Below are 23,674 nucleotides of genomic sequence, written 5' to 3' on the forward strand. Positions count from 1 at the left end.
GGGGCGTCCGACGCGATCTGCCGACGCACCAGAACCGGCGACGAGGTGAGAAGCAGTCATGATTTCCCGACAGAGTGTGGCGGGGTGGTACCGGAACCGCTTCGTGTGGGTGGCGGTGATCGTGCTGACCGTCTCGGCCACCGCAGTGGCACTGGTCAACGCCGCCGAGACGGACACGAAGCCGACGGACCTGCGCGGGCAGCTCATGACCTGGATGCGCGCCACGCTGGAACAGGCGGACCCGGGGCAGCACAACCACGCCGGCCACGCGCCCCAGCAGGCGGCCGACGGGCAGGAGACGCCACCGGCGGTGGTCTGCGGAGTCCACGTGTACGGCTTCGAGCCGGCCGAGGTGACCTCGATCGCCGACGTCCAGACCGTCTACGGCTTCCACCTCTGCGGGGTGGCCGAGGAGAAGCGCACCTGGGACTGGGCGGTCAAGCTGGCCGGTCCGGTCATCATGGACCGTTCCACCAACCCACCCGGCATCCAGGTGGTCGAGGCGACCGAGGACGTCATCTTCATCGACCGGCTGCGGCAGATGTTCCCGGCGAAGTACGCCGACCTGGCGCAGAAGGAGGCGCTCGAGCCCGGGGAGATGGCCGACCTGCGTCGCCGGTACGACGCGGCGGCCGGGCTGTGACCCGTACCGGCTGATGCGGCGGCCCCGCCCACGGCGGCCCGCCGCTGCCGTGGGTCAGAGCGTGCCCGGCCGGTCCGAGCCCACCAGCGGGCGCCAGGCGCGCAGCGACACGACGCGGACGCCCGGGGTGGTGAAGTACGGGTCCTCGGCCATCAGCCGGCGCACCGTCGCGGCCTCGGCGGCGAAGATCAGCAGTGCGCCGGAGTCGTCGTCCCAGGGGCCGGCGAGCAGCAACATGCCCTGGTCGTGCCAGGCGCGCAGGCGTTGCCGGTGGTCGGGACGCGCCGCCAGGCGGGCCGGGTCGGCGGTGAAGGAGAGTTCCACACAGATCACGGCGGGGACGCTACGGACCGGACCGACGGTCGGCTGTATCGCGGGATACTCTGCGGAACGTGGCCACCGAGAACCTGTCGGCGGTGCCGTTGTTCTCGATGCTCGACGCCGACCGCATCGAGCGGCTCGCCGCCCAGTGCCCGCTGCGCGAGGTGCCGACCGGCACCGTCCTGGCCCGGTGCGGCGACCCGGCCGGGCACCTGATCGTCGCGGAGCGAGGCACCGTGGTCGCCGGGTACGACACCCGCCACGGGACACGGGTCCGCTTCGCCACGGTCACCGGCCCCTGTGTGGTGGACAAGGCCGCCACATTGCATGGTGGCCCGCACACCGCCACCTGGACTGCGGTGACCCGATGCCGGGTCCGGTTCCTGCCGGCGGACGCCCTCCGGGCTCTCATCGACGAGGTGCCGGCACTGCGCGACCACGTGCTGCGGCACCTGTCCGGGCAGGTCAACCGGGACCGCCGGGACCGGGTCCGCCGCGCCGCTCCGCAGCCGGTGGCCCGGATCGCGGACTGGATCGCCGAGCACCGGCCCACGCCGGGCAGCCGGATCCACCTGCCCGGCGCCCAGCAGGGGCTCGGCGAGGAGGTCGGCCTGTCCCGGGTCACCGTCAACCGGGCGCTGCGGGTCCTGGTCGAGGCGGGTGCCATCCGGGTCGAACCCGGCGTCGTCGTGGTGGTGGACCCCCGACGGCTCACGGCCGCAGCCGCGCAGCGCTAGCAACGGTCCGGTGCAAGGAAGGGCCCCCTACTAACGCCTCGTGCATAGGAAGGGACCCCTCCTCACACATCGCTGTCAACCTCCGACAGGCCGATCGCCACCGGTCCACTTTCCGAAAGTTTCCGGAAGTTCTGGTCACGACAATCGGCCCGACATAACATGCACGCGCTTGGATGCATCCGGTACGCCTCCAGCGAAGCACCCCGCCACCAGCCACAATCGCGTAAAGGGATCACCGATGCGCCTCTGGAAATCCTCCCGCCGATCGCGACAGCGATCGCGACTTCTCGCCGTCCTCTGCACCACGACACTCGTCGCGGCCGTGGCCGTCGCACCCGGTCCGGCCGCCGCCGCGCAGACCGTCCTCTCCTCCGACTTCGAGTCCGGCTCGTACGCTCCGTGGGGGGCGCGGGGCGACGTCACCCTCGCCATCGCGGCGGAGGGCCACGACAGCGACAACAGCCTCTCGGTCACCGGGCGTACGGCCGACTGGCAGGGCCCGGCGACCAGCGCCACCGCCCTGTTCACCCCCGGTACGCGCTACTCGGTCAGCGCCTGGGTGAAGCTCCCGGCCGGCACCGAGGGCACCGCCGGTGTGCACTTCACCGTGGAGTCGACGCCGGCCGCCGGCGGTGACAACACGTACACCTGGATCGGCGACAGCGTGCCCGCCACGGCGGGCGAGTGGGTGCGGATCGGTGGCGACTACACGCTGCCCACCGGGCTCAGCGCGGCCACCCTCTACGTCGAGGCGGAGGGGACCACCCCGTTCCTGGTGGACGACGTGCTGATCACCGCGCCGGACGGCGGGACCGGACCGACGCCGGGCACCGTGGTCGTCGACACCGACTTCGAGGACGGGTTGGACGGTTGGGGGCCGCGCGACGGCGGTCCAGGCGCCCCGAGCGTCACGCTGACCGACGTCGCGCACGGCGGGGAGGCGGCGGCGTTGGTCAGCGACCGGGTCAACCAGGGCGCCGGGCTCGGCCGGGACGTGACCGGGCTGGTCGAGCCCGGCGTGACCTACGAGTTCAGCGCCTGGCTGCGCTTCGCCGAGGGCCAGCCGACCGACGAGGTCTGGCTCAGCCTGGCCAGCACCAGCGGCGGCAGCCAGTCGTTCGCCACCCTGGCCCAGTTCACCACCGTCACCAACACCGGATGGACGCAGGTGACGGCCCGCTTCACCGTGCCGGCGGCGGACAGCGCGTACCTGTACTTCGAGACCCGCTGGCAGGGCGCGGACGTACCCGGCAACACCAGTGACTTCCTCGCCGACGACATCGTCGTCCGGGTGCCCGAGCCGCCGGTGGTGGAGGACCTCACCGGCATCCACGAGACCACCGACTTCCCGGTCGGGGTGGCGATCGACGGCCGGGAGACCGAGGGTGCCGCCGCGCAGCTGCTGACCCGGCACTTCAACCAGATCACGGCGGAGAACCACATGAAGCCGGAGGCCTGGTACGACGACGAGGGCACCTTCCGCCCGCACGACCAGGCGCTGACCCTGATGGACTTCGCCCGCGACAACGACCTGAAGGTCTACGGTCACGTGCTGGTCTGGCACAGTCAGACGCCGGCCTGGTTCTTCCAGGACTCGGCGGGTCAGCCGCTGAGCACGTCCGCCGCCGACCAGCAGGTGCTGCGCGAGCGGCTGCGCACGCACATCTTCGCCGTCGCCCGGTCGCTGAGCGAGCGGTACGGCGCCTTCGGCTCCGACACCAACCCGCTGTACGCCTTCGACGCGGTCAACGAGGTGGTCAGCGACAGCGGCGAGTACGCCGACGGCCTGCGCCGCAGCGAGTGGTACCGGATCCTCGGCGAGTCCTTCATCGACCTGACCTTCGCGTACGCCGACGAGGCGTTCAACGACGTGTACGCGGTCGACGGCACCGACCCGGTGACCCTGTTCATCAACGACTACAACACCGAGCAGAGCGGCAAGCAGGCCCGCTACAAGGCGCTGGTGGAGCGGCTGATCGCCCGGGGCGTACCGGTGGACGGGGTGGGCCACCAGTTCCACGTCTCGCTGGCCACGCCGGTCAGCAGCCTGGAGGCGGCGCTGGACGCGTTCACCGACCTGCCGGTGACCCAGGCCGTCACCGAGCTCGACGTCACCACCGGCACCCCGGTCACCCAGGCGAACCTGATCGAGCAGGGCTACTACTACCGGGACGCCTTCCGGATCTTCCGGGAGCACACCGACGACCTGCTGGCCGTCACCGTGTGGGGGCTGACCGACGGGCGTTCCTGGCGGTCCGGCAACGGCGCGCCGCTGCTGTTCGACGACAACCTGCGCGCCAAGCCCGCCTACCACGGCGCGGTCGACGGTGAGCTGCCCGCCCGGCTGCGCACCGCCACCGTCTTCGCCGGGGACGTACCCCTGACCGCCGCCGCACCGACGGACCTGACCTGGCGCACGCTGCCACTACATCCGGTGGAGGAGGCGGCCCGGTTCCAGTTGCGCTGGGCACCGGACCACCTCACCGCGTACGTCACGGTCACCGACGCCACGGTCTCCGCCGACGACCGGGTCGAGTTCGCCCTGGACGGCGAGACCTACCGGGTCCGGCGGGACGGCACCGGTGACGTGCCGGCCGTGGCGGCGGCCCGAGACGGCGGCTACCACCTGGTCGCCCACCTGCCGCTGACCGAGGCCACCCGGGGGGACACGCTCTCCCTCGACGTCCGGGTCACCGACGACGGCACCACCTCCGGCTGGAACACCCCGGGTGCGGTCGGCACGCTGACCCTGGTGGAGGAGTTGTCGTACCTGGAGGTGCGCCGGGCCTCCAGCGCGCCGGTGGTCGACGGCACGGTGGACGAGGTCTGGAGCCAGGCGAGCACGGTGACCACGGCCAAGCAGGTCTCCGGCACCGACGGGGCGGTGGCGCAGGTCCGCACGCTGTGGCGGGACCAGACGCTCTACGTGCTGGCCGAGGTCACCGACCCGGAGGTGGACGTCTCCGGGTCCGACCCGTGGACCCAGGACTCGGTGGAGATCTACGTCGACGCCGGCAACGCCAAGAACGGCTCCTACCGCTACGACGACACCCAGATCCGGATCAACGCCGACAACGTCGTGTCGTTCGGCACCGGCGACGAGGCGTTCCAGGCGGGACGGCTGACCAGCGCGGCCGTACGGACCTCGACGGGCTACACCGTCGAGGCCGCGATCAGCCTGCTGGAGTACGGCGGCCTCGACACGTTCCACGGCCTGGACTTCCAGGTCAACGACGCCTCCGGCGGTACGCGCACGTCGATCCGCAACTGGGCCGAGCAGGAGGGCGTCGGCTACCAGAGCACCGCCCGCTGGGGGGTGGGCCGGCTGGTCGAGGGCTCGACCGTGGACGTCACGCTCACCCGGGTGGCCCGGTGGAACTCCGACAGCGGTGGGGGTTACTGCGCCACCATCACCGCCACCAACACCGGCGACAAGCCGGTGGCCTGGAGCGCGATCGTCGACCTGGAGGGCGACATCTACACCGCGTGGAACTTCACCCGGGAACGCCTGGCCGACGGCAGCTACCGGATCAGCGGTCTGGAATGGAACCGCACCCTGAAGCCCGGCGCCAGCACCCACAGCGTCGGATACTGCGCCAATCTGTGAGACCCGGCCCCGGCTGACGTCGGGGCCGGTCCGCGGACCTCGTGGCGGCCACCGCTCAAGCGGTGGCCGCCACCGGCGTACCCGTCGGGAGGTGCCGCAGCTCCGGCCTCGTAGGACATTCGACGGAGTCGCGGGTGCCCGACCCTGAACAGACGACGGAACTTGCCCACCACCCTTGACCTGCGAAAACGCCCCCTTGTTGAATGAGCGCACCGCGGAGCCTTCCGACCAGGAAGGTCGAAGCCCAGCCAGCACAGCGGCGCGAACAGGCGCGCGGAGTCGCACACGATCGTCTTGCTGGACGCTACCGCGACCACCTCAGAAGGGACGTCACCCAGTGTCCAGACCACGTCGCCGGCATGTCCTCCTCGCCGCCGCGCTCCTCCTCGCCCCGATGGTCGTGCCCGGGGTCGCCCAGGCGAACGGGCCGTTCGTACCGCCGAACCAGGAGACCGTCAACCGCTCCTCGATGCTCAGCGCCGCCGAGGTCTCGGCCGAGCTGCACGCGTTGCAGGCCCGCAGCAAGGGCGCCCTGCGGGTGCAGGAGGTCGGCCGCAGCGGCCAGGGCCGCCCGCTCGAGGTCGCCTTCATCGGCACCGGAAGCACCCGGATCTGGATTCAGGGCCGAATCCACGGCAACGAGCCGTACGGCGCGGAGGCCTCGCTGGACTTCCTGAAGACGCTCGTCTCCGGCGGTAAGCACGCGCGGGAGGTGTTGCAGCAGGTCAGCTTCGCGGTCGTCCCGATCTACAACCCGGACGGTTCCGAGGCGTACCGGCGGCAGGACAGCGTCCAGAACGTCGATCTCAACCGCGACTGGGGTGTGGACCGGCCGATCTTCGACCGGCTCAACGCGGTCCGGGCCGGTCTCGGTCAGGCGCCGCTGTCCGAGCAGACCTACGCCAACTACACCCGGCACCGTGCCGTCGAGTCGCAGGCGTTCTGGTACGTCTGGGCCGACTTCAAGCCGCACCACATCATCGACCTGCACCACCAGGGCACGTACGTCGTCGGTGACACCGACGAGATGACCACGTTCTCGGTCGGCATCTCCCTCGACCCCGGCATGCTGACCTCGCAGCAGTGGGACACCGTCCGCCGGATGGGTGTGGTGGCCGCGGACGCGGCGGGGCGCAGCGGTGTGGTCAACGTGACCCGCTACCCGTACATCAACATCCCGGAGGGCGTCACCTCCGCCGCCATGCTCAACGCCCCCGGGCCACGCGGCGAGTACGCCAACTGGCGCAGCAACGCGATGTTCTTCGAGTCGCGCGGCGGCATCGGCCACAAGAGCAGCGGCTACCTCATCAAGCAGAACGTCGACGGGCTCTGGGCCATCGTCAACTCGTTCAGCGACGGCTCGCTGGCCGGCGTGGACGCCGACCGGTGGAGCGACATCCCGGCCCGGGGTGCCTCGATCTCCACCTGCGCCACGTTCCCCCAGCAGTGTGAGTTCTGATCGTCGACGCGATCGCTGACCCGACGGTGGTCCACGTTCCGGTGCCGGAGCGTGGGCCACCGTCGTCGCGTCGACCTGACCGTCCCACGACGAGGGCGGCTCAGGCGGTCCGGCGGCCGGCGCACCAGGTGCCGGTGACGGCGATGTCGGCGAGATGGTCGGGGTCGGCGTGCACCGGGTCCTGGTCCAGTTCGACCAGGTCGGCGGCGGCGCCGGGACGCAGCACACCGGCCCGGTCGGCCAGCCCCAGCGCCACGGCGGCGTCCCGGGTGTAGGCCGCCAGGGCCTCGGTGACGGTGAGACCCTCGTCCGGGTGGACGATGTCGCCGCCCGCCACGCGTCGGGTGACCGCGGCCTGGATGCCGACCAGAGGCGAGAGCGTGCCGGCCGGATAGTCGGTGCTGGCCGCCACCGACGCTCCGGCGTCGCGCAACGTGCGCAGCGGGATGAGCCGCAGGGGTGCGGGCAACGGGAGCACGGTCAGCTCCGCGCCGAGGTCGTGCAGGAAGGACGGCTGCGTGACCACGTGCACGCCCGCGTCGGCGAGCCGACGCGCGGTGGCCGGATCGCAGACCATCGCGTGCTCGATCCGGATCGGGGTGTCGAGCCCGTCGACGGCGGCGAGGGCGTCGGCGAGGGCACCGTTTCCGACCGCGTGCAGGGCCGGCGGCAGGCCACGGTCGACCGCCGCCCGGACGGCGGTGGTCAGCCGGTCACGGTCCAGCACCCGAAGACCGTTGTGCCAGCGGCCGTCCGGGCGGCGGGTCGGGGTGCCACCACGCCGGGACAGGGCCAGGGCCCGACGGCCGTGCCGCAGCAGCGCCCGGGGCATGCCGGCGACCGAACGGAGCATCTGCCCACCGGTGAGGCACAGGTCGCACCGCTCGCCGCCGTCGACGAGGAGCTTGAAGCCACCGAGCGGGGTACGGGCATGTCCGTGGTCCCGATCCGGGTCGAGGTCGGGCAGGGTGGGGTCACCGATCTCGGCCGCGCCGACATGCCAGCGGTGCACGGTCACCGCCAGCTCGGACGCGGCGCGGGCGTACCGGGCGGCACCCTCCGGCGGCACCGCGAGGTCGCCGATGCGGGTGATGCCGTGCCGGGCCAGGGTCCGGCTGTGCGCGACGGCGCGATCCACCCAGGCGTCGTCGTCGCCGGTGGCGCGGCGGGTCAGCGACTCGGCGACGAAGCTGGCCTGTTCGACGAGGACACCGGTGGGGCGTCCACGGCGGTCCCGTTCCAGGTGGCCGCCGCCCGGGTCGGGGGTGGCGCTGCCGTACCCGAGGGCGGCCAGGCCGGCGGAGTTGACCGTGGACTCGTGATAGCTGACCGAGAACAGGTGCAGCGGCCGGTCCGGGCAGGCGGTGTCCAGTTCGGAGGCGGTCGGCAGGCGCCCCTCGGCCAGGTGCAGCGGGCGTACCCCGTGCAGGCGCAGCCAGCCGGTGCCGTGGTCGGCGCGGACGACGGCGGCGATCCGGTCGAGCAGCTCGCGCAGTGTCGCGGGGTGCGCGTCGAAGGCCCGGGTGTGCTGGTCGGCGGCCACCAGATAGAGGTGGTGGTGTGGGTCGACGAAGCCGGGTAGCAGGGTCCGGCCGGCGAGGTCGTGCACGGTCGCGCCGGGGCCGGCGGCGGCGCGTACGGTCGCCGCGTCCCCGGCCGAGACGATCACCTCGCCGTCGATCGCCACCGCCTCGACGACCGGGTGGGCGGGGTCCATGGTGCGGATCGTGCCGCCGCGAAAGACGGTCCTCATGTCACGCTCCGAGCTGGGCGAGCAGCCCCTCGGCCCACGCCGCGAGGAAGCGGTCTCGCGCGACGTGTCCCGGCGGGCAGCCGTAGGTGAACTCGCTGATCGCGAAATAGAACAGCGACGACAGACTCACGGCGGCGACGGCCTCCGCGTCGAACCGGGGACGGTCTCCGGCGAGCTGCGCCAGCCAGGCGGCGACCTCGTCGAAGCCCGGTTGGAACAGCCGCCGGTAGACGTCGGTGAGGTCGACCGGCAGGTCGCCGCCGCCGCGTAGGACGAGACGGTAGAGGTCCCGGTCCGCCTCGACGGTGGCGAGCACCGCCCGGCCGGCGACCGCGATCGCGGTACGCGGGTCGGTGAGGTCGGCGATCCCGGGTCGGGCCTGTGCGGCACGGCGACTGTGCAGGACCCGGTCGAAGGCGGCCACGAGCAGTTCGCGTTTCGACCCGACGTGGCGGTAGAGCCCGCCCGCGCCGGGAGACAGCCCGGCGGCGGCCTCGATCTGCGTGATCGTGGTGGCCCGGTAGCCCTGCTCGGCGAAGAGACGCAGCGCCACGTCGATGATCTCGTCCCGACGACCCATCGCATAAGTAAACACTTGCTTACAGAGTTCTCGCAACGTGCGCTCGGCGCGCGTGCCCCGCCGTTCGTGTCCGGCGGGGCCGGTTTGACGGTCGGGTGAACGGGCAGGACCAGCGGTATGCCGACTGACCTGCTGCACCGCGTGGACGACACCCTGACACTCGCGATCCAGGGCTACGGGTGGCTGCCGAACCGCCTGCGTGCGGATCAGACGGACGTGGTGCGTACCCGTCTGATGGGCCAGACCGCCGTGGCGCTGCACGGCCCCGACGCGGCCCGCTTCTTCTACGACGAGCGCCACATCCGGCGGCACGGGGCGATCCCGGAACCGATCCGCGGCACGCTGTTCGGCAAGGGGGCGGTGCACACCCTCGACGGTGAGCCGCACCGGGTGCGTAAGGCGATGTTCACCTCGCTGCTGATGAGCGGCGGCTTCGACGGACTGGTGACCCGGACCGAGGTGGCCTGGGACGAGGCCGCGCGGTCCTGGGCGGGCCGGCGGGTGGTGCTGTTCACGGAGACCGCCGAGGTGTTGACCCGCGCGGTCTGCGACTGGGCCGGGGTCCCGGTGGACGACCGGGACGTGCCGGAACTCGCCGCGAACCTGGTCGCCGAGGTGGACGGCTTCGCCACCGCCGGGCCACGGCACTGGCGGGCCCGCCGCTCCCGGGGACGCCTCGAACGCCGGTTCGGCGATCTCGTCGACCGGGTACGCCGGGGCGAGGCCACCGCGCCGGAGGGCTCGGCGCTGGCGGCGGTGGCCGCGCACGAGGACAGCGACGGGCGGCTGCTCGATCCGAAGACCGCCGCAGTGGAGTTGCTCAACATCATCCGGCCGACGGTGGCGATCACCTGGTTCGTAGCCTTCGCCGGGCACGCCCTGCACCGGTGGCCCGCGCACCGGGACCGGCTGCGCGCGGCGGAGCCCGCCTTCGTCGAGGCGTTCGCCCACGAGGTCCGCCGCTTCTACCCGTTCGCGCCCTTCGTCGGCGGCCGTGCCGTGACCGACCTGAGCTGGCGGGGCACCGACATCCCGAGCGGCGCCATCGTGCTGCTCGACCTGCACGGCCAGAACCACGACGCCCGGCTCTGGAAGGACCCGTACCGGTTCGACCCGGACCGCTTCGTGGGCCGGGAGATCGGCCCGTTCGACCTGGTCCCGCAGGGCGGCGGCGATCCACGCACCGGCCACCGCTGCCCCGGTGAGCAGATCACCGTCGCGCTGCTCGGTGCGCTCGCCGTCCGGCTGGCCCGCCTCGACTACCGGGTCCCGGACCAGGACCTGGACATCCCGCTGCACCGCATCCCGACCCGGCCGGTGAGCGGTGTGGTGCTCGCCGTGGCGGGGCCGTCCGACTGAGCGCCGGGGTCCCGCACGCCCGCCCGGCGCCCGCCGCGCCGGATCGGGGTTCTTCACCGGCCGGCTACCGTCCGTTCGGCTCCCGTGCGTACCGTGGCCGTAGCGTCCGACGCCGACTCACGTATCGGGAGAAGGACGGGTTTCGGGTGTGGCTCGGGGCTGACAAGAAGGAGTTCGAGGCGTTCCTCGACTCCGCCGCTGTCTACTGGCGCAAGAACGTGGGCACCGCGTCGTCGGAGCGGTACCTCGTCGTCGAGGTGTTCCACCAGGACATCCGGGTGGCGATGCGCAACCTGGCGGTCGCCAACGCGATCCGCCGGATCGTGCCCGCCCAGCTCGTCGTCGTCACCGGCGTCGAGCAGATGTGGCACGAGGCGCTGTGGACCGAGTTCGACGTCAAGCTCGTCGAGCGTCTCGCCCGGGCGTACGGCGCGACCGAGGTGGTGGACCTCTATCGGCTCGTCGAGGGGCCGGCCCGGTCGGGCACGCCCGAGCAGGTGCCGGTGGAGCTGTTCGGCAGGCGGTTGACGCCCGGCCCGTCGATCGGCGCGGACACGCTGGCCGAGTTCGTCAGCGCCACCTACTGCCGGGTGACCAAGCGGCCCCGCCCGCCCGAGGATCCCGGCGCCGATCCGCGCTACCGGCGGCGGGAGGCGTTGGCCCGGGCCATCTCGTCGAGCTACGACGCCCTGCTCGGCAGCGGTTCGGTGGTGGCGCTGGTGACCAGCCACGTCGACTACGACCACTGGGGTCTCGCGGTGGACTCGGCGCGGCGGGCCGGCGTACCGGTGGTGCACACCCAGCAGACCGGATGCCTCAAGGCGTACGCGCTGTTCCCGGAGACGGACAGCGGCCGGTACACCTTCCGGGGTGAACTCACCCACCAGATCGGCAGCTTCTTCGCCGAACGGGTCTGGACGCGGCGCGGCGAGGTACGGCGCAGCGCGGAGCTGGTGGCCTGGCGGTCGAAGGTCAACCTGGGTCGGCCGAGCTGGTGGCGCGGCGGTGCGAGCGCCTCCGTCGACATCAGCAACAGCGCGGAACGCGCCCGGTTGCGGACGCACTTCGCGGCGCGGCTGGGCTTCGACCCGGCCCGGCCGGTGGTGGCGGTGTTCAACCACGCGGTCTCCGACGCCCCCGGCACCAACCACCAGTCCTTCCCCACCCTGGCCGACTGGTTCGAGCAGACCGCACGGTACGCGAGCACCAGCACCGAGGTGCAGTGGCTGTTCCAGGACCATCCGAGTCAGTTCCGCTACGACAGCACCGGCTTCTTCGACTCGGTGGCCGCACGCTACGGCCGGCACCGGCACATGGTGTTCCAGCCCAGCAGCGAGCTGAGCAAGAACGGCCTCTGGAGTCTGGTCGACCTGGGCGTCACCGTTCGCGGCAGCGTGAGCAACGAGCTGCCCGCGTACGGGATCCCGGTGATCCAGGCGGGCTGGTCCGAGTGGAGCGAGTGCGGTCTGTCCACTGTGGTGGAAGACCCGGAGGCGTACGCGAAGGCGCTCAACGGGGCGATCACCGGTCTCTGCCGTGGGCAGGAGCTGATCTCGGTCGAACAGGTCGAACGGGCGCGGCTCTGGTTGTGGTTCTATCGCAGCGCCACCGACCTGGTCACCCCGCAGGTGCCGCACTGGGAGGTGTGGCCCGCCGGGTACCTGCTCAAGGCGGTGCAGACCGCGTTCCGGCACATCGAGAGCGACGCGGATCCACTGTTCGACGCGGTCGAGCGGATGTGGACCCGACGCGAGCCGGTGCTGACCCGGACGGACCTGCGGGTGCCGGAAGGAGTCCGGTAGTGGCCGTCGGCACGTGGTTCGCCACCGAGTTCGACGAGCCGGCCGCACCGCGCGGACTGCCCGCGCTCTTCGCCTCCGGCGCGGACTCCGAGGTGCTGGTCGCCGACCGGATGGCCCGGGGCGTCGCAATCCTGGGGCGGGTCCAGGGCGCGTCCGGCGCGGTCGTGCTCAAGGTCCGCACCGACGGTCGGCCGGTCCGCGTCCGCGTCGACCTGCACGTCGACGGCGCCTCGCAGACGGCCTGGTCCCGGGTGGCCGCACCGTCCCGGGGCGTCCGTGAGCTGCCCCGCCTGGTGATGGTCCGGGCGCAGGGCACCGACCGGGTCGCGGCCCTGATCAGCCGCCAGCGCGGCCGGCTGCGGATGGTCGAGGCGCACGCCTGGGTCGAGTTCTACCTGGGCGCGGACGAGGTCGGCGCGGACGAGCTGCTGATCGTCGAGGTGGCGGACGCGACGCTGCCGGCGTGGGCGTCCCCGTCGCTCAGCACGCTGGCGGCGGTCGGTGTGCGGATCAACCAGGTGGAGATCGCCGCGATCGACGACGTCGAGCCGCCGGAAACCACGGGTCGGGTGACCGGGCAGGCCGCCCAGCACGCCGGGCTCGCCAGCGCCGGTGGTCTGGTGGGGGCGCGCGGACGCGGCGAGGGCCACGCCCGGACCGGATACGTCGTGGTCAACGCGGACGCCACCACGGTGCGGTGTCAGCTCCGGGTGGCCACCGCCTCGGTGGCCCCGTCCGCGATCCGTGCCCCCCGTCGGGCGTGGATGCGTCGTGGCAGGGCGCAGACGGTGTTGAAGGCGGTCCGGGTGGCGCAGCGCGGGGCCGGGTACGCGTTGTTCGAGGCGTCGCCGTTCACCGGGCCACCGCGCCCGGAGCAGCTCCGCGTACGCGCCGTGAACCTGCTCGACGGCGGCGTCTGCCGGGTGGCGGTCACCGCCGACGGCACCGAGACGCTCGACGTGGTGGTCACCCGGACGACGCCCGGTCCGATGCTGATCGGGGTGGACGAGCCCGACGCCACCGCGATGCGCCGACGGGTCTGCGAGGTCGTCTGCCGGGTCGTCGAGCTGGAGTGGACGTGACCGACTCCCCCGGCCACGACCTGGTGCTCACCGACGACGCGACGGCCAACCGGGTCGCCGTCGAACGGATCCTGGCGTCCGGGTCCGGCGGCACGCTGCGGTTGCCGGCCGGCACCTACCCGCTCGACCGGGGACTGGTCGTCGGCGACGGCTGGACCCTGGCCGGCGTGCCGCGTACGGACCGGACCGTCCGGACCTGGCTGACCTCGTCCGCGTCGGACGGTGAGCCGCTGATCCACGTACTCGGCTCGCGGGTCACCGTGCGGGACATCGGTCTGCGCCCGCCGCCGTGTGCCCCCGGAGCGCACGGCGGCGACCGGGGCACCGCGGTCACCGTCGGCAGGTACCTCTATCCGGCCGAGACGGAGTGGATCTCCGACGTCCGGATCGAGGGTGTCCGGGTGGAGCGCCCCGGCACCCGGTCGGCCAACGGCGTCGCCCTGGTCGGCGCGGTCCACGGCGTCGTCGTCTCCGACGTGACGATCGTGGGCGGCTGCACCGGCGTCGCCGTGCACTGGGGAGCGGTCGGCACGGGAGTCGACTCGATCAGCGGGCCCTCCTACCACCCCCACCACGTCACCATCTCTGACCTGCGGGTCTCCGACGCCTTCGAGGGCTTCTACCTCAGCTCCGTGCACGACGTCGAGGTGGACCGGGCCTGCCTGTCGGAGGTGGAGATCGGCTTCCGGCTGCTGCCCGGCGACAACACCGACCGCTTCCACCGGGCGCACGGCGCCTCGATCGGCGAGCGCATCCGGGTGTCGCGTGCCCACGTCGCCTGGAACGGACCGTTGTACGCGGTGCGGATCGCGGGCTGGGGACGCAGCGAGATCGACCACTCGGTGCGGGTGCTGGAGTACCGCGACGTGGTGGTCACGGACTGCACCCTGGTCCCGCTGCCGCCGGCCACGCCCGGTCCGGCCGACCCGCTGTGGGCCCGTTCCCCCGTCGTGGTCGAGGAGGCCACCGGAGTGGTCCTGGAGGCGATCCGCGTCGACCTGCGGGCGTCGTCACCCGAGGGCAGGTGCTGCCCGGCCGGCGTCTGACCGACCCCGCTCGCTACCCGGTGCCGCTCTGCAACCGCGCGAGGGCGTGCACCTCGGCCCGGGTGTTGCGGTACAGCGAGGTGTAGCCGGCGTAGAGGCCGTCGTAGGTGCCGGCCACCGAGGGATCGGGGCGCACGATCTGCCCGGGCCGGGTCCAGTCGGTGTCCGGGGCGGCCAGACCGGCACCGATCGCGGCCAGCAGGGCGTCACCGTAGCTGGCCCCGATGGTCACCTCCGGCACCTCCTGCTCCCGGCCGGTGACGTCGCTGACGATCCGGGTCCAGAGTCCACCCTGGGTGCCGCCGCCCACCGCGACCAGCCGCGCGACCGGGTTCTCCGGGGTGTCCAGCAGTTCCAGGATCTGCCGGATGCCGAAGGCGATCCCCTCGTACCCGGCGCGGAACAGGTGTCCCCGCCCGTGCCGCAGGGTCAGTCCGGCGATCACGCCCCGGGCGTCCGGGTCGAAGATCGGGGTCCGTTCCCCGGCGAAGTACGGCAGCAACAGCAGACCGTCCGCGCCCGGCGGCACCGCCGCCGCCTCCTCGACCAGCGTCTCGAACGGCACCTCGCCCACCAGGTCGCGCAGCCAGGTGGTCAGGCTGCCGGAGGTGGCCATGCCGGCCGCGAGGCAGTACGAGTCCGGAGACACCCCGACGGTGTTCCAGAGCTGCGGATGCCGGGCCACGCCCCGGAGTTGCTGAACGAAGAACATGGTGGAGCCGTACATCAGCATCAGGTCGCCGGGACGGCGGACGCCGACGCTGACCGACTCGGCCCAGGCGTCCACGGTGCCGGCGCAGACGGGCGTGCCCACCGGCAGCCCGGTCGCCTCGGCCGCCGCCGGGGTCACCTCGCCGACGATCTGGGCCGACCAGGCCAGTCGGGGCGCGGGCAGGTCGCCCATGATCTCGTCGTACCAGGGCCGGTGCCACTGCCGGGCCTCGATGTCGTACAGCGGCACGGACTGGCTGGCGGTGTGGTGGTCGAGGACGTACTCGCCGGTCAGCTTCCGCACCACGTACGAGCTGGAGTTGTACCACCGGGTGGCCCGCTCCCACACCTGGGGTTCGTGGCGGCGTACCCAGAGCGCCTTGGGGCCGACCGCCTGGGTGGTGATCGGGGTGGCCGACCGGTGCAGCACCTCCTCGGCGCCGAAGCGCTCGGTCAACTCGGCGATCTCGGCGGTGGCCCGCATGTCGATGCCGTAGAGGATCGCCGGCCGGACCGGCTGGTCCCGCTCGTCGCAGAGCACCAGGCAGGGGCCGACACCGCTGACGCAGACCGCCGCGATCTGCGCGCCCTGGGCGGCGGCGGTCAGCTCGGCGGCGATGGACACCACATCGGCCCACCAGACCGCCTCGGCGTCCACCTCCGCCCAGCCCGGCCGGGGCAGCGACATCGACCGGGGCCGGGGGCGGACGGCGGTGGCCAGCACCTGCCCGGCGGCGTCGGTGAGCACACCCTTGCTGCTCCCGGTGCCCAGGTCGATGCCGATCAGCAACGGTGCCATCTACAGGTTCACCTCACCGCAGAGGTGCACCGCCAGGCCCAGTTCGGCGAACATGGCGGCCTTGGCGGCGAGCGCCCGGTCGGCGGTGGCGGCGTCGGGGGCGTACACCACGTTCAGGTGGTTGGCCTTGTGGCGGGCCATCAACTGGTCACGGTCGACGCCGTGCAGCACGGCGTGCATGATCGGCCACTGCGGGGTGGTGGCGTCGAGGCGGCGCCGGGTCTCCTCGGCCGGCAACTCCACCGCGCTGCCCCGACCCAGGTCGACGTGGAGGACGCCGTCGGCGATGAAGACCCGGGACCAGACGATCTCCCCCGGCTTGGACACGCCGCTGAGGGTGCCGCCGCCGAGCGGGAAGTACATCGGCGGCTGCCGCATGCTCCAGCTCTTGTCGTAGCCGCCGTTGTGCGAGGCCGGGACCGAGCCGGAGATCTCCATGACCCAGACGAACCGGCCGTCGTACTCCTCGCCCCAACGGATGTCGTGCAGGGTGGTCGCCGGGTCCAGCCCCATCGCGGTCCAGATCCGGTTGGTCACCAGGGAGTCCACCGCGACACCCTCGTCGACCTCGTTGAAGTGCGGCAACGGCGCGTCGGCGTAGAGTTCCCGGGCACCGTCGCGGCTGGTCACCGGCGGGCGGGAGACGTTGTTCAGCAGTCCCTCGACCAGGTCGCTGGCGGGTACGACGTCCTTGAGCCCCTGCTGGTACTGGATGCCGACCGCGTCCAGGCCGAAGTCGTCGGCGATGCGCAGCGCGGCCACGTACATCGTGAACTGGCTGTGCAGTTGGGCGTCGGTCAGCTCGGTGGCCTCGTCGGTGCCGGTGTGGAAGGTGAACCCGGCCGCGTCCAGCCAGTCCCGTACGGCCTGCGCCTCGGCGTCGGTGACCGTCGCCATCTCGGCGACCAGGGCGCTCTGCGACAGCCGCTCCTTGTAGACGCCGAGCGGGTTGAGCAGCTCGTCGTCGATGATGGCGTTGTACATGCCCATGCAGCCCTCGTCGAAGACGCCGATGATGGCCTTGTCCCGGACGAGCTGCGCCGCGAGCGCCCGACCGAGGCGTACCTCCTCGGTGGCCGGCAGCTCCGGCAGGTCCCGTACGTGGCTCTGGTCGTGCTCCAGCTTCCCGGTCTCCAGCCAGGTACGCAGCCGCGACACCGCCCAGTCGTCGGTGAACTTCTCGCTCCACAGGATGGAGTGCACCACGCCCGCCTTGGTGAGGCTGGCGGTCAGGCCGAGCAGGCCGACCAGGCCCGGGAACTCACCGCTCCAGTTCGCCACCACCAGGATCGGGCCCCGGTGGGTACGCAGCCCGGCCAGCACGTGGTGGCTGTACTGCCAGACCGCCTCGGCGACGATCAGCGGCGCGTCCGGCGGGATCGACTTGAACACCTCGATGCCCTGGCGCTGGCTGGCGATGAAGCCGTGCCCGGCGGTGTCGTCGACCGGGTGTGCCCGCTGCACCCGGTGGCCCAGGGCGGTGACCGCCCGCTCCAGGTCGGCCTCGAACTGCCGCTGCACCGGCCAGCAGGTGACGTTGGCGCTGGGCCGCAGGTCGCCGCTGGCGACGGTCCAGACCACGCCGGGTTCGGCCACGGGCTGGTCGGTCAACTCGGGAAAGGCGTAGCTGCTCACGCGGGGCTCCTTGGAGTGAGGCGGCGGTGTCGGGGGTCAGAGCAGGTCGGCGACGTCGGCTTCGAGCGCGCGACGGTCGTCGGCCGAGATCGGGTCGAGCGGGGCACGCATGCCGCCGGCGGGCAGCCCGCGCAGTTCGAGGACGGCCTTGAGGTGGGCGAGGTTGCCCTGCCGGGTGGCGGCCACCGCCCGCAGCGACCGTTCCCGGGCCACCGCGAGCGCGTCGGCGTCCCCGCTGCGCAAGGCGTCCCGGACCGCGAGGAAGGGTGCTGGCAGCGCCGAGCTGACCCCGGAGACCACTCCGGCGCCGCCGGCCGCGACGACCTCGGTGAACTCCGCGTCGGCACCGGAGTACGCCGGCAGGTCCCGGTCGCCGAGCGCGGCGAGGTACTCGGCCAGCACCCGGGTCGGCTCGCCGCTGATCTTCACGCCCGCCAGTCCGGTCTCGGCGAGCCGGGCCAGCGACCGTGGCGAGACCGTCGTGGTGGTCCGGGCGGTGAAGAGGTACGCGTACACCGGCAGTCCGGCGGCGGCGGTCACCACCGCCTGGTAGTAGTCGAGCAGGGCGCGCTCGGTGGCCGGGAAGTAGTGCGGGGTGAGCGCCGCGAGCCGGGCCGCTCCCCGGTCGACGGCCGCGCGGGTGAGGCGTACCGCCTGGTGGGTGCTGGCGTGCCCGACGTGCCAGTAGGTGCGCTCGGGCCCGAAGGCGTCGTTGGCGGCGGCGGCGACGTCCAGCCGCTCGTCGTCGGTGAGGGTGGTGAACTCACCGGTGGTGCCGGCCACGAACACCCCGTCGACGGGGTGCGCGGCGAGTTGGTCGTAGGCCGCCCGGGTGGCCGTCAGGTCGACCGCGCCGTCGGGGGCGAACAGGGTCGGCACGGCGCTGATCAGGTTGGCGGTGGTCATGAGATGTGCTCCGAGGGATCGAGCAGGGCGAGCACGATGCCGCGCCGCTGCCAGGTGTACGTCACAGCGAGCCGGTCCCCGACGGGGATCAGGCAGGGGTACGAGAACTCGTTGCTTCCGGTGGTCCGCACCCCCGAGTCGGCGGGCCGGTAGCCCTCGTCCGCCGTCTCGCCGAGCGACTTCTCCAGGGTCAGCCAGGGCCGAAAGGTCTCCCCCTCGTCGGTGGAGACGGAGACGGTCAGGGGCGCCCGGCTGGCCCAGTCCCCGGTGGTGGGGTTGTGGGCCAGGTGGACCTGGTCGCCGAGGCGGGTCACCGCGATGCCGGAGTTGTTGTTCGGCACGGTGGACAGCGAGCCGGGCGACCAGGTGCGGCCGTCGTCGACGCTGGTGGCGGTGACGAGCCGACCGGCGGTGCTGCGGGCCAGCAGGCGTACCTCGCCGGTCGGGGTCTGCCAGAGCGCGGGCTGGATGGCGCCCGCGCCCGGGAAGGCAGCGTGGTCGAGCCGGATGTCCGGGGACCGCTGCCAGGTCTCGCCGTCGTCGTCGCTGCGCTCGACGAAGCAGTCCCATCGGGGGCGCTCACCCCACGTCTCGGTGGAGGCCCCGGCGAGCAGTCGACCGGAGCGCAGGCGCAGCGGCGGGGTGCGGACCGGTCCCCGGCCGCCGGGCTCGGCGTCGCCGAGCGGTCGGGGCGTCGACCAGGTCCGGCCGCCGTCGGTGGAGACGACCTGGTGGGTCACCCAGGTCGAGATGGTCGCGCCGACCTTGAACCAGCAGACCAGGTCCCCACCGGTACGCCGGTGCAGCACCGGGTTCCAGCAGGGTGCCAGGTCGCCGCTGACCACGGTCGGGGCGCTCCACCGGTCGTCGGTCCCCCGGCTGAGCCAGATCCGCGAGTCGGCGGCTCCTTCGTGGTCGCCCTGGAACCAGGCGACCACGAAGGTGTCCTCGGTGACGCAGACGGTGCTGCCGTGGCACTGGCCGGGGACGTCCCGGACCACGAAGTGTCGTGCCGTCACCGGCTCGCTCCGGCGGGGACCGGCGGATCGGTCGGGGTGTCGCGGTCGGTGGGGTCCTGCCGGCGCGCCTTCATCCGGCTGCGGATGCGGGGCACCGCCACGGCCAGCACGGCCAGCACGAGCAGGCCCACCGCGATCGGGCTGGTGTAGATGGTCTCCAGCCCGCCCAGCTCCATCGACCGGCGGAAGTTGCGTTCGGCGAGCGGGCCGAGGATCAGGCCGAGCACGATCGGGCCGGCCGGGAAGCCGTACCGGCGCAGCAGCAGGCCGAGCACGCCGAACAGGACCATGACGCCGACGTCGAAGACGCTGTTGTTCACCGCGTACGTGCCGACGATGCAGAAGGCCAGGATCACCGTCCACAGGAACCGGCTGGGCAGCTCCAGCAGCTTGGCGACGCCGCGCATGCGCAGCAGGCTCAGCCCCAGCGTCAGCACGGTAGCGAAGAACATGATGCCGGCGATCGAGTAGACCAGGTCCGGTTGCGAGGTGAACAGGCCCGGGCCGGGCTGGATGCCCCAGATGATCATCGAGCCGAGCATTACCGCCATCACCGAGTCGCCCGGTACGCCGAGGGCCAACGTGGTGAGCACCGACCCGCCGACACCCGCGTTGGAGGAGCCGTCGGCGGCGGTGAGCCCTTCCAGGGAGCCCTTGCCGAACTTTTCCGGCTCCTTGGAGACCCGCTTGGCCTGGTTCCAGGCGACGATCCCGCCGATGTCCCCGCCGACGGCGGGCAGCACGCCGACCACCGTGCCGACGGAGGAGCCGACCGCGATCGGCTTGACCATCTGCCGGGTCTCCTGCCTGGTCGGCCACCAGCGGCCGAAGCTGGTGATCGCCTTCTGCTTGCTGTGACGACGCGAGATCATCTGGCTGAACACCTCGGCGATGCCGAACAGACCGATGATCACCGCGATGAACGGGATCCCCTCGACCAGTTGCGGGATGCCGAAGGTCAGCCGGTCCGAGCCGTCCATCGGGTCCCGGCCGACGGTGCCCAGCGCCAGGCCGAACAGACCGGCGATGAGACCCTTGACGAGCTGGCGGCCGGAGACCTCGATCATCATGGTGAGACCGAAGACCACCAGCGCGAACATCTCCGGCGAGCCGAAGCGCATGGCCACCGTGCTCAGCGGGATCGCGGCGACCATCAGCACCGCGATGCCGACGAAACCGCCGACCGCCGAGGCGAAGGCCGACGAGGTCAGCGCCAGGCCGGCCTTGCCCTGCTTGGCCATGGCGTAGCCGTCGAAGGTGGTGGCGATCGACGCCGGAGTGCCCGGGGTGTTGATCAGGATGGCCGGGACCCGGTCGCCGAACTGGGCGCCGATCAGGATGGTCAGCAGCACGGCCAGGCCGGGCAGCGGATCCATGGTCAGGGTGAAGGCGCTGGCCAGAGCGACCGCCATGGTGGCGGTGATGCCCGGGAACGCGCCGACGAGCATGCCGATGGCGGCGCCCGCGAGGACGCAGAGCAGCATCTGGACGGAGAGGAGGGCACCGAAGCCCTCGACGAGCGCGTTCACAGCGGCACCCTCAGCAGCAGGCCGAACAGGCCGTAGATCACCACGGTCACCCCGGCGGGGAAGAACAGCAGGTCCTTGATCCCCCGGCCCCCGGCGATCCAGGTGAGCGCGGCGACGAAGATCAGTCCGGAGACCAGGAAGTGCAGGTAGTACCAGAGCACCCCGAAGGCGAGCGTGGCCGCGACGAAGCCGACCACCCGGACGATCCCGGAGCGGGTGGCCGGTCCGTCCTCGTCCTCGTCGTCGTCGGCCACGGCGGGCGTGGTGACGAAGGCGAGGACGATCTGCAGGGCCGACAGACCGACGATCCCGATGGCGAGCGTCTCCGGCCAGATCCGGGGGCTCACCGCCAGGGCCCGGGCGGGCAGCTCGATCGAGCGGGCCAGCCACAGGAACACGGCGCCCAGCACCAGGAAGACCATCCCCGGTGCCGCCGCGCGCCAGCGCGCGGCGGCACCGTGATCACCCTGGATCGGCGGGTGGTGGATAGCCATCAGCCGTAGATCTGGCCGAAGCGGTCGTACTCGGTCTGGGCGAACTCGCTGGCCTCGTCCGGCGAGGTCGCCAGCGGCGTGTTGCCGGCCTTGGTCATCACGTCCTTGAACGCCTCCGAGGAAGCGGCCTTGCGGACAGCGTCGGCGAGGCGCTGCCGGACCTCGTCGGGCAGGCCGGCGGGGGCACCCATCAGACCCCAGCCACCGATGACCACGTCGACGCCCTGCTCCGTGGCGGTGGGCACCTCCGGCAGCGAGGAGACCCGCTCCGGGGCCAGCACCGCAAGGATACGCAGCTGGTTGTTTCCGGCCGCGGCGGCAGACTCGCTCACGCCGGCCATCACGGCCTGGACCTCGCCGGAGACCCCGGCGGCCACGGCCGGCGCGCCACCGTCGTACGGCACCGGCTTGAAGGTCGCACCGGCCGCCTCGCCCAGGGCGAGGGTGGCGGCCTCCCAGATGGCGCCGGCACCGGAGTTCGACACGGTGATCGTGCCCGGCTCGCGCTTCGCCGCAGCCAGCAGGTCGTCGAGGCTCTGGTACGGGCTGTTCGTCGGCACCGACAGCGTGGCCGGCGCGTTCATCACCTGCCCGAGGACGGTGAACTGCTCCGGGGTGATGTCGGCGCCCTGGTGCCCGAGCATCGCCACCTCGACCGGGATGAAGCCGATCGAGTACCCGTCGGCGGGACGGCCCTTGAGGTAGGTCAGGCCCACCCGTCCGCCGCCACCGGTCCGGTTCTCCACCACGATCGATCGCCCGAGGTCCGCTTCCAGCTCCTTGGCCAGCGTGCGGGCGGTGAGGTCGGAGCCGCCACCGGCGGCGGCGTGCACGACGAGGGTGAGGTCCTTCTCCGGGAAGTTCTCGCCGGAGGCGGTCTCGCTCCCGCCGCGGTTGGCGCAGCCGGTCACCACGAGAGTGCCGGCGACGGCCAACGCGGCGAGGCGCAGCATGCGTGATCTCATAGGTCGTTCTCTCTCTGGACGGGGGTCGGGGGGATCGCGGAACGCAGCCGCGAGCAGGTCGTCTGCAGGTGTCGGTGCAGCTCGGCCTTGACCTCGGCGACCTTGCCGGCAGTGATCAGCCCGGCCAGGTCATGGTGCTCCCGCGCCGAGGGCGCGAGGTCGGCCAGCCGCTTGCCGGAGGCGTGCAGCAGACCTTCGATGGTGGGGCGGAACTGGTCCCACAGGACGCTGAGCCGGGTCATCCCGGCGGTGGCGAAGAACGCGCTGTGGAACCGGATGTCCGCGGTCGTGAAGGCGACCGGGTCACGGTCGGTCACCGCCGCGTCCATGTCGACCAGCGCGGTACGCAACTGACGGGCGAGGACCTCGCGCCGGACGGTGATGGCCCGCTCCACCGCCAGCAGCTCGAACGACTCCCGCAGGGCCATCAGCTCCTCGATGTCGGCGTCGTTCAACGAACGGGTGACCGCGTTGCGGCCGGAGCCGGTGACCAGTCCCTCCGACCGCAGGATGCGGATCGCGTCGCGGACCGGCCCCCTGCTGACCTGGAAGGAGTCGGCCAGTTCCTCCTCGACGAGACGGGTGCCCGACGGCACGTCGCCCACGATGATGCGACGGCGCAGCTCGCCGGCCAGCTTCTCGCCGAGGGACTCCGCCCTGATCGGCCTGACGTCCAACACGTTGTCCTCCTGATAACTGTTAACAGTTAACACTCGACTCATCCCACGGTCAACGGAAGATGACGAACGAGTTTCTCGATGTTTCCTGCCGACATTTCGCCTGGTGGATGCCCCGGACGGGACGAAGGGACGCCGCCGCGACGACTGGCGGCGGCGGCAGCGGGCCGGAATGGGGCGCGCGCGAACCGGGAACACGACGGCCGCCACGGGCCGCTCAGCGGGCGGCGGGGCCGTGCCCGGCCACCGGTCCCCGCACTGCGGTCGCTGCCGGCACCGCAGGGGCCCGACCCGGCCGGCGGTCCCGCGACCGCACGTCGGTGGACCCGAGGTCACGCCGGATCAGCAGAGACATTGCGACAGGGTACGGGCGCGACCGGTTCCGGTCCGCCCACGGCGAGCGACCTTTCCCCGCAGTCGCACGAGTCGCTCGGCCAGCTCGCCAGCACGCGTGGAAGCTCGGCGCAGGCGTCGGCGTCGGCGTCGGCGTCGGCCGAGGGTCGGAGACGCAGGCGTCGGCCAGGGCCGGGGGCCGGGGCCAGGGGCCGGG

At 72.3% G+C, this 23,674-nt stretch carries 20 protein-coding genes; 8 read left to right on the forward strand and 12 right to left on the reverse strand.

The annotated features are described in order from the left end of the window. Positions 1-58 precede the first annotated feature (58 nt). Positions 59-643 (forward strand): hypothetical protein, encoded by a 585-nt coding sequence (locus tag ACZ31C_RS18970; RefSeq protein WP_396747140.1) that lies wholly within the window; start codon positions 59-61, stop codon positions 641-643. 54 nt (positions 644-697) lie between these two features. Here ACZ31C_RS18970 and ACZ31C_RS18975 read toward each other — a convergent pair whose 3' ends face one another. Next, positions 698-976: a YciI family protein gene (locus ACZ31C_RS18975; protein WP_465796402.1), complete on the reverse strand. Its 279-nt coding sequence runs from the start codon at positions 974-976 to the stop codon at positions 698-700. Between the two features lie 59 nt (positions 977-1,035). Here ACZ31C_RS18975 and ACZ31C_RS18980 point away from each other — a divergent pair, with 59 nt between their 5' ends. The 3 genes from ACZ31C_RS18980 to ACZ31C_RS18990 all read left to right on the forward strand — a co-directional run bounded on the left by ACZ31C_RS18980 (position 1,036) and on the right by ACZ31C_RS18990 (position 6,767). Further along, positions 1,036-1,701 carry a Crp/Fnr family transcriptional regulator gene (locus tag ACZ31C_RS18980; protein ID WP_465796403.1) on the forward strand — a complete coding sequence of 222 codons (666 nt, stop codon included), beginning with the start codon at positions 1,036-1,038 and terminating at the stop codon, positions 1,699-1,701. 322 nt (positions 1,702-2,023) lie between these two features. Continuing rightward, positions 2,024-5,308 carry an endo-1,4-beta-xylanase gene (locus ACZ31C_RS18985; RefSeq protein ID WP_465796404.1) on the forward strand — a complete coding sequence of 1,095 codons (3,285 nt, stop codon included), beginning with the start codon at positions 2,024-2,026 and terminating at the stop codon, positions 5,306-5,308. Between the two features lie 337 nt (positions 5,309-5,645). Further along, the gene (locus ACZ31C_RS18990; RefSeq protein ID WP_465796405.1) at positions 5,646-6,767 is read left to right on the forward strand and encodes a M14 family zinc carboxypeptidase; all 1,122 of its coding nucleotides are present in this window, start codon (positions 5,646-5,648) and stop codon (positions 6,765-6,767) included. A gap of 100 nt (positions 6,768-6,867) precedes the next feature. Here ACZ31C_RS18990 and ACZ31C_RS18995 read toward each other — a convergent pair whose 3' ends face one another. Both ACZ31C_RS18995 and ACZ31C_RS19000 read right to left on the reverse strand, forming a co-directional pair. Next, positions 6,868-8,520, reverse strand: coding sequence for an amidohydrolase (locus ACZ31C_RS18995; RefSeq protein WP_465796406.1), 1,653 nt, complete (start codon positions 8,518-8,520; stop codon positions 6,868-6,870). A gap of 1 nt (position 8,521) precedes the next feature. Further along, positions 8,522-9,100 (reverse strand): TetR/AcrR family transcriptional regulator, encoded by a 579-nt coding sequence (locus ACZ31C_RS19000; RefSeq protein WP_465796407.1) that lies wholly within the window; start codon positions 9,098-9,100, stop codon positions 8,522-8,524. 117 nt (positions 9,101-9,217) lie between these two features. Between ACZ31C_RS19000 and ACZ31C_RS19005 the strand changes: the two genes are divergently transcribed. The 4 genes from ACZ31C_RS19005 to ACZ31C_RS19020 all read left to right on the forward strand — a co-directional run bounded on the left by ACZ31C_RS19005 (position 9,218) and on the right by ACZ31C_RS19020 (position 14,389). Next, the gene (locus ACZ31C_RS19005; protein WP_465796408.1) at positions 9,218-10,459 is read left to right on the forward strand and encodes a cytochrome P450; all 1,242 of its coding nucleotides are present in this window, start codon (positions 9,218-9,220) and stop codon (positions 10,457-10,459) included. Between the two features lie 146 nt (positions 10,460-10,605). Further along, positions 10,606-12,261: a hypothetical protein gene (locus ACZ31C_RS19010; RefSeq protein ID WP_465796409.1), complete on the forward strand. Its 1,656-nt coding sequence runs from the start codon at positions 10,606-10,608 to the stop codon at positions 12,259-12,261. Then, positions 12,261-13,343: a hypothetical protein gene (locus ACZ31C_RS19015; protein ID WP_465796410.1), complete on the forward strand. Its 1,083-nt coding sequence runs from the start codon at positions 12,261-12,263 to the stop codon at positions 13,341-13,343. Before ACZ31C_RS19010 ends, ACZ31C_RS19015 begins: the two co-directional genes overlap by 1 nt. Further along, on the forward strand, positions 13,340-14,389 hold the full coding sequence (locus ACZ31C_RS19020; RefSeq protein WP_465796411.1) for a right-handed parallel beta-helix repeat-containing protein: 1,050 nt from the start codon (positions 13,340-13,342) through the stop codon (positions 14,387-14,389). The genes ACZ31C_RS19015 and ACZ31C_RS19020 overlap by 4 nt, the downstream gene beginning before the upstream one ends. 13 nt (positions 14,390-14,402) lie before the next feature. Here the strand turns inward: ACZ31C_RS19020 and ACZ31C_RS19025 are convergent, their stop codons facing one another. The 9 genes from ACZ31C_RS19025 to ACZ31C_RS19065 all read right to left on the reverse strand — a co-directional run bounded on the left by ACZ31C_RS19025 (position 14,403) and on the right by ACZ31C_RS19065 (position 23,479). Then, positions 14,403-15,899, reverse strand: coding sequence for an FGGY-family carbohydrate kinase (locus tag ACZ31C_RS19025; RefSeq protein WP_465796412.1), 1,497 nt, complete (start codon positions 15,897-15,899; stop codon positions 14,403-14,405). Then, positions 15,900-17,534 carry a fucose isomerase gene (locus ACZ31C_RS19030; protein WP_465796413.1) on the reverse strand — a complete coding sequence of 545 codons (1,635 nt, stop codon included), beginning with the start codon at positions 17,532-17,534 and terminating at the stop codon, positions 15,900-15,902. It abuts the gene before it with no gap. A gap of 36 nt (positions 17,535-17,570) precedes the next feature. Then, positions 17,571-18,440: a dihydrodipicolinate synthase family protein gene (locus ACZ31C_RS19035; protein ID WP_465796414.1), complete on the reverse strand. Its 870-nt coding sequence runs from the start codon at positions 18,438-18,440 to the stop codon at positions 17,571-17,573. Continuing rightward, positions 18,437-19,459, reverse strand: a complete 1,023-nt coding sequence (locus ACZ31C_RS19040; protein WP_465796415.1) for a sialidase family protein — start codon at positions 19,457-19,459, stop codon at positions 18,437-18,439. The genes ACZ31C_RS19035 and ACZ31C_RS19040 overlap by 4 nt, the downstream gene beginning before the upstream one ends. Then, positions 19,456-20,988, reverse strand: a complete 1,533-nt coding sequence (locus ACZ31C_RS19045; RefSeq protein ID WP_465796416.1) for a tripartite tricarboxylate transporter permease — start codon at positions 20,986-20,988, stop codon at positions 19,456-19,458. Before ACZ31C_RS19045 ends, ACZ31C_RS19040 begins: the two co-directional genes overlap by 4 nt. Further along, positions 20,985-21,482: a tripartite tricarboxylate transporter TctB family protein gene (locus ACZ31C_RS19050; RefSeq protein ID WP_465796417.1), complete on the reverse strand. Its 498-nt coding sequence runs from the start codon at positions 21,480-21,482 to the stop codon at positions 20,985-20,987. Before ACZ31C_RS19050 ends, ACZ31C_RS19045 begins: the two co-directional genes overlap by 4 nt. Then, positions 21,482-22,447 (reverse strand): tripartite tricarboxylate transporter substrate binding protein, encoded by a 966-nt coding sequence (locus ACZ31C_RS19055; protein WP_465796418.1) that lies wholly within the window; start codon positions 22,445-22,447, stop codon positions 21,482-21,484. Before ACZ31C_RS19055 ends, ACZ31C_RS19050 begins: the two co-directional genes overlap by 1 nt. Next, entirely contained in the window at positions 22,444-23,127 is a 684-nt protein-coding gene (locus tag ACZ31C_RS19060; protein WP_465796419.1) for a GntR family transcriptional regulator, read from the reverse strand. Before ACZ31C_RS19060 ends, ACZ31C_RS19055 begins: the two co-directional genes overlap by 4 nt. A 214-nt stretch (positions 23,128-23,341) precedes the next feature. Continuing rightward, the gene (locus ACZ31C_RS19065; protein ID WP_465796420.1) at positions 23,342-23,479 is read right to left on the reverse strand and encodes a hypothetical protein; all 138 of its coding nucleotides are present in this window, start codon (positions 23,477-23,479) and stop codon (positions 23,342-23,344) included. Positions 23,480-23,674 lie beyond the last annotated feature (195 nt).

It is taken from the genome of Micromonospora sp. NPDC023869, assembly GCF_055559695.1.

What these genes read in the sequence shown, in the direction of transcription:
- ACZ31C_RS19025 (WP_465796412.1), bottom strand. Translation starts at nt 15,899, where the DNA reads ATGGCACCGTTGCTGATCGGCATCGACCTGGGCACCGGGAGCAGCAAG.
- ACZ31C_RS18970 (WP_396747140.1), top strand. Translation starts at nt 59, where the DNA reads ATGATTTCCCGACAGAGTGTGGCGGGGTGGTACCGGAACCGCTTCGTG.
- ACZ31C_RS19065 (WP_465796420.1), bottom strand. Translation starts at nt 23,479, where the DNA reads ATGTCTCTGCTGATCCGGCGTGACCTCGGGTCCACCGACGTGCGGTCG.
- ACZ31C_RS19000 (WP_465796407.1), bottom strand. Translation starts at nt 9,100, where the DNA reads ATGGGTCGTCGGGACGAGATCATCGACGTGGCGCTGCGTCTCTTCGCC.
- ACZ31C_RS19055 (WP_465796418.1), bottom strand. Translation starts at nt 22,447, where the DNA reads ATGAGATCACGCATGCTGCGCCTCGCCGCGTTGGCCGTCGCCGGCACT.
- ACZ31C_RS19005 (WP_465796408.1), top strand. Translation starts at nt 9,218, where the DNA reads ATGCCGACTGACCTGCTGCACCGCGTGGACGACACCCTGACACTCGCG.
- ACZ31C_RS18995 (WP_465796406.1), bottom strand. Translation starts at nt 8,520, where the DNA reads ATGAGGACCGTCTTTCGCGGCGGCACGATCCGCACCATGGACCCCGCC.
- ACZ31C_RS19050 (WP_465796417.1), bottom strand. Translation starts at nt 21,482, where the DNA reads ATGGCTATCCACCACCCGCCGATCCAGGGTGATCACGGTGCCGCCGCG.
- ACZ31C_RS19035 (WP_465796414.1), bottom strand. Translation starts at nt 18,440, where the DNA reads ATGACCACCGCCAACCTGATCAGCGCCGTGCCGACCCTGTTCGCCCCC.